Origin of the sequence: Streptomyces torulosus (assembly GCF_001419765.1) — a bacterium.
Lineage (GTDB): Bacteria > Actinomycetota > Actinomycetes > Streptomycetales > Streptomycetaceae > Streptomyces > Streptomyces torulosus.
The window spans coordinates 1-9,318 of sequence record NZ_LIRK01000707.1; the positions used below are offsets into that span (position 1 = coordinate 1).

General features: G+C 68.3%; 8 protein-coding genes and 1 pseudogene. 4 read left to right on the forward strand and 5 right to left on the reverse strand.

Annotated features, from left to right (window positions below; genetic code table 11):
- The first annotated feature begins 266 nt into the window (after positions 1-266).
- Together dcd and AOK23_RS37990 are read left to right on the forward strand one after the other, a co-directional pair.
- The gene (dcd, locus tag AOK23_RS37985) at positions 267-842 is read left to right on the forward strand and encodes a dCTP deaminase (RefSeq protein ID WP_055717030.1); all 576 of its coding nucleotides are present in this window, start codon (positions 267-269) and stop codon (positions 840-842) included.
- A gap of 2 nt (positions 843-844) precedes the next feature.
- A complete protein-coding gene (locus AOK23_RS37990) occupies positions 845-1,354 on the forward strand; it encodes a phosphoribosyltransferase (RefSeq protein ID WP_055717031.1) in 510 nt (169 codons plus the stop codon).
- 842 nt (positions 1,355-2,196) lie between these two features.
- Here the strand turns inward: AOK23_RS37990 and AOK23_RS37995 are convergent.
- Positions 2,197-3,633: a non-reducing end alpha-L-arabinofuranosidase family hydrolase gene (locus tag AOK23_RS37995; RefSeq protein WP_079049935.1), complete on the reverse strand. Its 1,437-nt coding sequence runs from the start codon at positions 3,631-3,633 to the stop codon at positions 2,197-2,199.
- 718 nt (positions 3,634-4,351) lie between these two features.
- The gene (locus tag AOK23_RS38000) at positions 4,352-5,101 is read right to left on the reverse strand and encodes an IS5/IS1182 family transposase (RefSeq protein ID WP_055717033.1); all 750 of its coding nucleotides are present in this window, start codon (positions 5,099-5,101) and stop codon (positions 4,352-4,354) included.
- Positions 5,102-5,259: 158 nt separating this feature from the next.
- Between AOK23_RS38000 and AOK23_RS38005 the strand changes: the two genes are divergently transcribed.
- Positions 5,260-5,619 (forward strand): hypothetical protein, encoded by a 360-nt coding sequence (locus AOK23_RS38005; RefSeq protein ID WP_055717034.1) that lies wholly within the window; start codon positions 5,260-5,262, stop codon positions 5,617-5,619.
- Between the two features lie 312 nt (positions 5,620-5,931).
- Here AOK23_RS38005 and AOK23_RS50875 read toward each other — a convergent pair whose 3' ends face one another.
- Entirely contained in the window at positions 5,932-6,378 is a 447-nt protein-coding gene (locus tag AOK23_RS50875) for a hypothetical protein (RefSeq protein WP_240496741.1), read from the reverse strand.
- Here AOK23_RS50875 and AOK23_RS38015 point away from each other — a divergent pair.
- Positions 6,336-6,659 (forward strand): annotated as a pseudogene (locus AOK23_RS38015) (transposase family protein); the annotation flags it as partial. The gene AOK23_RS50875 and the pseudogene AOK23_RS38015 sit on opposite strands and share 43 nt — an antisense overlap.
- A 266-nt stretch (positions 6,660-6,925) precedes the next feature.
- On the opposite strand, the gene AOK23_RS38020 reads toward AOK23_RS38015, so the two are convergent.
- Positions 6,926-7,945, reverse strand: a complete 1,020-nt coding sequence (locus AOK23_RS38020; protein WP_107102971.1) for a Yip1 family protein — start codon at positions 7,943-7,945, stop codon at positions 6,926-6,928.
- A gap of 103 nt (positions 7,946-8,048) precedes the next feature.
- On the reverse strand, positions 8,049-9,318 hold a 1,270-nt coding region (locus AOK23_RS38025), incomplete at its 5' end, for an FG-GAP-like repeat-containing protein (RefSeq protein ID WP_055717036.1).

Consider the following 9,318-nt stretch of genomic DNA (forward strand, 5'->3'; position numbering starts at 1 on the left):
GCGACCGGCACGACGCTGCGCAGCCGGGCGCAGCGTCGTGCCGGTCGCCTTGCAGAAGCGGTGAGCGAGAAGCGGGAAGCAGTAGGCCGCAGGCAGTCAGCGGCAAGTGGCAGCCAGTGGGTCAGTAGGAGATGCAGTAGGCCGCAGCCCTAGTGCTGCGGTGGCGTCGTGCGGCGTAGGCGTGCGGGGCCGGCTTCGGTAGGTGTGAGACGCGCGGTTCCCCGCCCGAATGCGGAGGGTCCGCGCGTCTTGCGTATCCTCGGGGCGTGCTTCTCTCAGACAAGGACATCCGGGCCGAGATCGACGCGGGACGGGTGCGGATCGATCCGTACGACGAATCCATGGTGCAGCCGTCGAGCATCGACGTGCGGCTCGATCGCTTCTTCCGGGTGTTCGAGAATCACCGGTACCCCCACATCGACCCCTCCATCGAGCAGGCGGATCTCACCCGGCTCGTGGAGCCCGAGGGTGACGAGCCGTTCATCCTGCACCCCGGGGAGTTCGTGCTCGCCAGCACCTACGAGGTCATCACGTTGCCCGATGATCTCGCCTCCCGTCTGGAGGGCAAGAGCTCGCTCGGGCGGCTCGGGCTCGTCACGCACTCCACCGCCGGGTTCATCGACCCCGGGTTCTCCGGTCACGTGACGCTGGAGCTGTCGAATCTCGCGACGCTCCCGATCAAGCTGTGGCCCGGTATGAAGATCGGGCAGTTGTGCATGTTCCGGCTCAGCTCGCCGGCCGAGTCCCCGTACGGGAGCGAGCGGTACGGGTCGCGGTACCAGGGGCAGCGGGGGCCGACCGCCTCCCGGTCCTTCCTCAACTTCCACCGAACGCAGGTGTGAGCATGTCCCAGGTCCGGGAGAACCTCACCTACGAGGCGTTCGGCGTCGCCGTACGCGAACTCGCGCAGTCCATCGCCGACGACGGGTACGAGCCCGACATCGTCCTCTCCATCGCCCGCGGCGGTGTCTTCGTCGCCGGCGGGCTCGCCTACGCCCTCGACTGCAAGAACATCCACCTGGTCAACGTGGAGTTCTACACCGGCGTCGGCACCACCCTCGAAATGCCCGTCATGCTCGCGCCCGTGCCCAACGCGATCGACTTCTCCGACAAGAAGGTCCTGATCACGGACGACGTCGCCGACACGGGCAAGACGCTCAAGCTCGTGCACGACTTCTGCCTCGACGCCGTCGCCGAGGTCCGGTCCGCCGTGATCTATGAGAAGTCCCACTCCCTCGTGAAGTGCGAGTACGTGTGGAAGCGTACGGACGAGTGGATCAACTTTCCCTGGAGCGTCTTGCCTCCAGTACATAGGTCGGGCGAGGCCCAGAAGCAGAACAGGGAAGCGCTCTGACCTGCGCCGATCCGCTTGCTGAGCGCTCAGGCGAGCGATCTTGAAAACCGTCGTGGCGCGAGTCACCGTGGGTTCCAATCCCACACCCACCGCATAGTGAACGGCCCCTGACCAGGTCATACGGTCAGGGGTCGTTGCCGTGTGTTGCGCCCCCTCAACCCCTGGGTTCCCCGTGGTTTCCCGCTGGATCGGGTACGGATGGGGCACGTGCACCTTCTGATCCGTAGCTCTACAGAGATCGGTTGGGGACGGTCAAACAGGTTGCTCGGGGGTGTCTGCGGGGGGTTGGTGGTCGGGGGCGGTTTCTGGGGTTGCTGTATCTGTCTGCTGTACAGCTGCCGCAGCTCGACAGGCCTGGGCGAGGTTGTTGCGGCTGGTCAGGGTGTCGGGGTGGGTGTCGCCCTGGATCTGCTCGCGCTGGGCGAGGGTGGCTTCCGGGCTATCACGGTTTGCTGAGAGCTGCTGTTGTCTGCCGACGTTGAGGTCAGGTGTAGATGTCAGGGAGCGGGCTCGCCGGGGCCCCGGAGATCTGCCGCGTCAGATCCTCGACGACTTGAGGGACAACGTGTTGAGCGCCTTCGTGCTCCAGCGCCTCGACAAGTGCTCGGTGGACTTCGGATTCTCGGCACACCACGGCCGGCAGGCGGATCCCCGGTGGCGTCATAGGACTTCGGTCCGTACCCATGATGAGAATCCACGAAAGGGAGGAACCCCAGCCGACGCGCGGCTGGGGTTCCTCAAGGCGGTGAGTATCGGTCAGCGGGTGGAGTCGCCCACGCCGTAGACAGCTCGTCCACGCGTCGGCGGACCGCACCACATCGCGATCACCGTGATCAGGCGGGTCAGCGCTGCAGGGTGAGCAGGCCCGGCCGGTACGGCAGCTTCAGGTAGTCGGTGCCGTCCGAGGAGGGGTTTCTGCCCTGGTAGAGGAACTGCAGGTTGCAGGGGTCGATGGTCATGGTCTGGTCGGGGTTGTCGCGGACCAGGTCACCGTGGCTGATGTCGTTGGTCCAGGTGGCGTTGCTGTTGGCCTTGCCGGCGAAGGGGTTGCTTTCGGTGGCGGCCTGCGGGGTCCACGTGCCGTTCAGGCTGGAGGCCGTGAACGAGCGGAAGAAGCGCTGCTCATTGACACCCCGAGCCTCGACGATCATGAGGTACTGGTTCTGGCCCTTGACCTTGTAGACCTCAGGCGCCTCGAACAGGTTCTTCTCCGTGTCGCTCATGACCGTCGTGAACGAGGAGCCGAAGCTGCTGGGGAAATTCCCGATCGGCATGCTCGCCCGGTAGATGCTGCCGTTGTCAGCGGCGAAGAACAGGTACATGTTCTGGTCGTCGGCGATCATGGTCGGGTCGATCGGGGCATCCTTCCGGTTCGGATCGGGGTTCTGGGGGAGGGTGCCGGTGAACAGCGGCTGCTTGGCGGACCAGCCGTTGGGGTTGGTGGGGTCGCTGGACGTGCGGTAGTAGAGCGGCCACTGGCTCCACTGGGACACCATCACCCAGATGTTCTTGGGCGCGAAGTAGAACAGTTCGGGCGCCACCGCGGACTCGTTCATCGGGGTCTGGGTGGCCGCCCCCATGTCCGACCAGTTCGTGAAGGGACTGAACATCGTCGAGCCCCAATTCTGTCCGTCGGAGGTGGTTGCGTAGACCAGGTTCTTGCCGTTGTACTTCACGGTGGTGAAGTCCTTCAGCGCGACCTGCCCGTTCGCCGGCTGCGCCAGCGGGCCGGTCGAGGTCCAGCGGTAGGTCGACGGAAGAGCACACGTGTTGCCCGTCCCGGACAGGCCGGTCCACTTCTGGTTGGCGCCGCCGTGGCACGACCAGATCTGCACCCCCGTGCCGTTGGCCTTGCCCCAGCCCGCGACCTCCAGGCACAGCCCGGACCGCACGCCGACGATCGTGCCGTCGGAGTTCACCCGCCACTGCTGGTTGTCACTGCCGTTGCACGACCAGATCTGCACCGCGGTCCCGGACGTGGTGGCGCCGCCCCGGACATCCAGGCACTTGTTGCCGTACACGGTCAGCTGGTTGCTGTCCGTCAACGTCCACTGCTGGTTGACTCCACCGTGGCAGTCCCAGATGTGCACGTTCGCGCCGTCGGTCTGGCTGAAGCCCGACACGTCGAGACACTTGCCGGAATCAACACCGCGCACGTCGCTGGTGGTGGCCGCCTGAGCCGGGCTGGCGACCAGCAGCGCCGCCAACGCGGCCAGGGCCGCGACCGCGGCGGCGAGCACCGCGGACGGGCGTCTGCTGCTGAAACTACGTCTGTGCATAAGGACCTCGTCATCCTTGAGCAAGCGACTCCGGTTCGGCCCGTCAGGGGGTGTCCGGAGGCGGTGTGGTGCGGCCCCGATTGTCCGATATGCCGAACAAGGGTCGAAGTGTCGAGCAATTGGATGATAGGGATCCGGTGATCAACGTCAATACCTCTCGCACAATCCGCGGGCAGAAACGTTCGCAGGCTGAAACCAGGGGGCTTCAAGTCCCTTGGTCGTAAGGGTCTTTGGTGTGAGGATCAGGTAGCGGTGCGGGCGCGGGCTTGGTGATCATTGCGAACCCCGACCAGGTCGCTCACCTGAGCCTCCGGTTCGGCTCGGTGCCCGACCCGCGTTCGCGGCGGGGCCGGTGGCACTCACTGACGCCGGTCCGGTCGACGTGCGCCTGCGGCGGTCGTCTGCGGTGTGGGGAGCGTCGAGAACTCGCCGAGCGGGGTGCTCAAGGCCGTCCATTGGTTGCTCTTCGCACCGGTGAGGCGCCTCGGACGGACTCGCCGTGATCAGTTCGGCCGCGGAGCCGGGGCCCGTACAGGCCCGGACGAGGATGGCGGCCGCGAGGTGAAGTGCGGCCTGGTGAGCGAGGGCGGGCAGGTGCGGTACTTCCACGCGAGCGATGGCCTCCAGCGTGCGGCGGAGATCCGCTCATCGCCGCCCGCGGGCCGGATCGGCCGGCGTCATCGGCTCGCCCGGTCCCCCATCGCATCAGTGAGGTCTTTCAGCGTTGCCGCTCCAGAGTGAGCACGGCCGCGGAGATTGACGACATTCGATTCGGACTGCACCGGGACTTGCGGAAGATCCGCCAGGACTTCAGTCGTGTGACGCCGCGTTCGACCGGTGCCCGTGCCGTGGCCAGCGCTCGGCTGATGGTTTGCTGGGTCGGGGTGAGGTCACGGCCCGGCGGGCGTCTGAGGGGTGTTGTCACCCATGGGCCGGCACCGATGTAGGCGCGGTCGGCGAGGATCGGGACGCCCTGGCGTTCACAGATCCGGATGATCCGGTGGGCGCGGGCCGCAGTGAGATCGTGCGCGCGGCCGGGCATCGTCGGCGAGATCCACAGCAGCCGCCCGGCGGGGTCGGTCGCCACCTGCACGTTCACCCCATGTCGGCGGTGCTTGTGGGAGTAGTCGGCCCGGCTGTCGCCGACCCGGTCGCACTCGGCAAGGGTGCCGTCGAGCAGGACGTAGTCCGGATCCGTCTCGCGCAAAGCACGCAGCAGGCCGGGAGCCCGGTCGGCGAGCAGGTCGACGACGGCTGTCGTGTAGGCGTGGGCGGTGCCGACGGAGATGCCGAACCCGGCAGCGAGCTGGGCGAGGGTGTCGTGCCGACGCAGGTACACCAGGCCGACCAGGGCACGCTGGTGCGGCGGGAGCTTGCAGCGGCGGTCACCCTCGCGGGTGACGATGAGCATGGTGACCCACTCGACCAGGGCGTGAGGCAGGTCGAGTGCGGCAGAATACGGAACCAACGCGGCTCCTGTGCCTGTGGTTTGAGACTTCGAACACCTCCCTCAACGGCACGGGAGCCTCGTGCGTTGCGCAAGGGCTCACTGACACCAAGTCGCTCCGACAATCGGCCGCCGACGCGGGCATGACGATCACCACGCGAGTGGTGAAGACTGGATAGATGCGACCTCACGCCCCAGGCGGACTCCTGTTCGTAGCGCTCGGTCTCATCCTTGTCGCCGCCGGCTACGTCTGGAGAGGACATGTCCTGCGTCCCCTCTCGACGAAACGCGCCCAGGCAGCCGTGATCCGGGATCGTTCCAGAAACCTGCTGCGCTCTGCGGACATGGCAATCGCCGGAGCGCGTCGACGGGCCGCACACGACGAACCGGCCATCGTCACGGTCGGAGACGTGACCAGGGTGGCGCGCCAGCACTACGGATACCTCTTAGTGGAGCGCGAAGAAGCAGCTGCCGCCCTCCGCCAGCGCTATGAGGCTGCCGACTGCCTGGTGGACTGCATGACCGACGCTTTCAACTGACTGCCTCCCCGGCAAGTGCTTGACGCCAGAGGCGCCTGAGCTGTCACCTGATAGGTGGTCACGCTGAAAATGCTCAGTGATCAGCAACGGACAGGCACATCCGGTCGACTGGCCAGCCCATCAAGGAGACACGTCCTAGACTCCAGCAGCGTTTCGCTACCTGGCCTGGTCACTGGGCGTCGTGCGGAGTGTAGTTGGCTGATGGTGTGTCAGGGGCGGACTTGTACAACCGCCTCTCCAACGAGTGCAGTCGGCGCCGATAGTGGCAATGGCGGGCGACAGCCTGGCGTCGGCGACGACAGAGTGACCAGCTCAACATGTGTGCGCGAAGCGACCGCCCGGCTCGGAGGTTCGGGGTGAGGCCAGGCGCCAGGAGCCGGCGGACTTCCGCCACGGTGAGCGGAGCCAGGGAGCCGGAAGCGTTTCTGCATCCCCTTTTTTGACGGCCGGCTTGTAGTCCCCCTGGTACGGCTCCACCACCTTGTGCGTCAGCCGCACCTCGCGCAGGGTCTTGACGGGCAGCCAGTCGTCCGGCCCGGCGGCCCGGACCAACCGCAGGGACGCGGGCACCCCGGCCGGCGCGAACTCCACCCGCAGGATGTCCCGGGCCCTGGAAAAGGCCAGCGCCGGCCAGCCGGTCAGGTACTCCAGCCCGGCGATCACCCCCACCACCACGAACACGGTCGACGCCCGCGCACCGGCCAGCGCCATCCAGCCGGGTCTTGCTGGTCGTCGCCTGCTGGCGAACGACCCTGACATTTCGGCAGCTTGCGCCTCGGTTCGGGGTGTCGAAGTCGGCCGCTGGACGCATAGTCGAGCAGCTCGGGCCCTTACTCGCGCTCCAGCCTCGCAGTGGGTTCCGCAAGGGCACGGTACTGATCGTGGACGGCACCCTGGTCCCCACCCGCGACCACACCATCGCCGAGCAGTCGAAAAACTACCGCTACTCGACCAATCACCAAGTCGTCATCGACGCTGACACCCGGCTGATCGTCACCGTCGGCCAGCCTGTCCCGGGCAACCGAAACGACTGCAAGGCATTGGCATCGCCCGCCTGCACAACCTCACGCTGACAGGATGACCACCGGACGGGCAGGGGCATACATCCAGTCGAAGATCGGTTACGGGACAGCTTTTAGGGGGCGAAGAACTCTACGTCCAGAGGGCGAAGGGTGAGTAGTGGGCTTGGGGCATTGCCTGCGGAGCCTGCGGGCAGGTCGTGATGTGAGTGAGGGGCTCCCGGTCGGTTGGGCGGGAGCCCCTCATTCGGTGGGTCGGTGCTTGCTCGGAGGCTGTTGCCCCGCGGCTAGAACGTGCCCAGCTTGATCAGGGACAGGATCGCGATCAGCTGGATCGCCGATGCTCCCAGGGCCTTCGGCCAGGGGAGGTCGTGGGACTTGGAGACCATCAGGGTCAGGAGGGCGCCCGCGGCGACCCAGGTGATCCAGCCGAGGATCTGGACGAACGGCGCGTCGCCGCCCGCGAACATCGCCACGACCAGGCGGGGGGCGTCCGTGAGCGCCATGATCAGCATGGAGAGGCCGACCGTCGGCTGCCACGCGCCGTCGCCGCCCAGCTGGCGGGCCAGGGTGTGGGTGACCACGCCCAGGATGAACGTGCTCAGCACCATCGTCACGGCGGTGACCAGGACGATCGGCACGGCGTTCGACAGCGTCGCGTTGATCGCGTCCTCGCGGGCCGTGTCGAAGCCGAAGACGGCGAGCAGGCCGTAGAGGAACATCACGATGAGGGCCGGGCCCCACACCGCGTAGTCGCGCATCACCAGGAACGTCTGGTTCGGGCTGGTGACGATGCCCTTCAGAAGGTCCTTCCACGGCAGGCGCGGGCCGACCGGGGCCGCGGGGGCGTTCCCGGCGCGGTAGGTGTCGCTCTGCTGGTACGGGTCCTCGCCGACGGCGAACATCTGGGTGTGGCCCGGGTTGTTGGCCGCGTACGGGTCCGCGCCGGCGCCGCCGTGGCCGCCGTCGCCGAAGTACTCCGGCTCGCCGTGGTTCCCCTGGCCCTGGTGGCCCTGGGGGCCGTAGTTGCCCGGGCGGCCGCCGTGCGTCTGCGGCCAGCCCTGGTTGCCGCCCCGGCCGCCGCCGTACGGCGGGCCCGGTGGCGTCTGGGGATAGCCGTACGACGGGCCGCCGGCCTGCGGGGCCTGCTGTCCGTGCGGGGGGTGTTGCGGTCGCGTCTGAGGAGCGCCGTTGTCCCGGCCGCGTCCGATCCTGAATCCAGCCACGTCATCGAACGTACCTGGTCCCGGCGAGCGGCGTGCCGGACCGGGGGGCACCGGCCCGGCTTTGCGGCCGAGCTGTGACATCCCCTAAGGGATCGTCAGGTACTCGGGTCGGAGATTTCGTTCCGGGATCATCCGGGAGTACTCAGGGTGTCGCGAGGAAGGCTTTGACCCTGCCGGGGCCGGGTCAGTGGCTGCTCATGTACCTGCCGTACTGCAGGGCCGTCGTCGGGGACGGGAGGCCCAGGCTGGACGGGGTGAGGGCGTACGAGCCCGTCGTGGAGGTCTTCGGGAGGAGCCAGACGCCGCCGGAGCCGCCGTTCTCCCCGGGGGCGCCGACCGCCGTGTCGGGGACGCCGTCCTTGTTGTAGTCGCCGGTCGCGACGGCCGCGCCGAACGCGTCGCCGGTCTCGGCCGCGCCGGGGACATGGGGGCTGTCCTGGTTGTACGCGACGGACGTGGCCTCGCCGGACGGGTCGAGGATGCCGCCGCTGTGGCTCAGCAGCAGGGTCGCCGCGCCGGCGCGGGCGCGGCTGCCGATGGCCTCGCCGGGGGCACCGGCGATCAGGTCGTCGCGGCCGTCGCGGTTCCAGTCCAGCACGGCGAGGGACGCGCCGAAGCGGTCGCCGTCCTCGGCGACGCCGTACACGCCGACAGTGTCCTGGTTGAGGGTCTGGGTGCGGAAGCCGAAGGAGCTCGGGTGGCCGTAGAGGACGTGGATGCCGCCGCCCTTGGCGTACGACTCCGGGCCGCACGGGTCGTCGATGTTCTCGTCGGCGATCTCGCGGCACTCGCCGAGGGCCAGGTCGTCCAGGCCGTCGCCGTCGAAGTCGCCGGTGGCGAGGGCGGAGGCCGCGCCGTTGCTGGCGTTCCAGAAGTTGTCCATGCGGCGCTCGGCCGGGTCCCACGTCCACAGCCGTACGTGCGACTGGGTGTAGGGGGCGTTGATCGTGTGGAACGCGAGGGCCAGGTCGTCCGTGCCGTCGGCGTTGAAGTCGCCCGTGGCGAGGAGGGGGGCGCGGCCGCCCATGGGTGTGGCGAGGACGGTGGTGGTGACGAGGTCCTCTCCGCCGTCGACGACGGCCCGCAGGACGACCTTGTCGCGGCCGCCGACCACGATGTCCCGGCCGCCGTCGCCGGTCACGTCTGCCGCGGCGACCGACCAGCCGTACGCGGAGTTGGACGACGGGCCGACCATGGCGTTCGAGCCGGGGCGCGAGCTGCCCTTGCCGCCGCCCACGACGACGACCACGCCCGCGTCCGTGCCGAGGCCGTTCACGTCCTCGCCGGGGGCGCCGACGATCAGCTCGGCCGTGCCGTCGCCGCTGAGGTCCTCCAGCGCCACGGCCGCGCCGAAGCGGTCGCCCTTCTCCGGGGTGCCGGGGACCTCGGCGGTGGCCTGACTGATGCGGATGCCGCCGTGGCGGCCGACGCCCTTCGCGCCGCCCCACAGGACG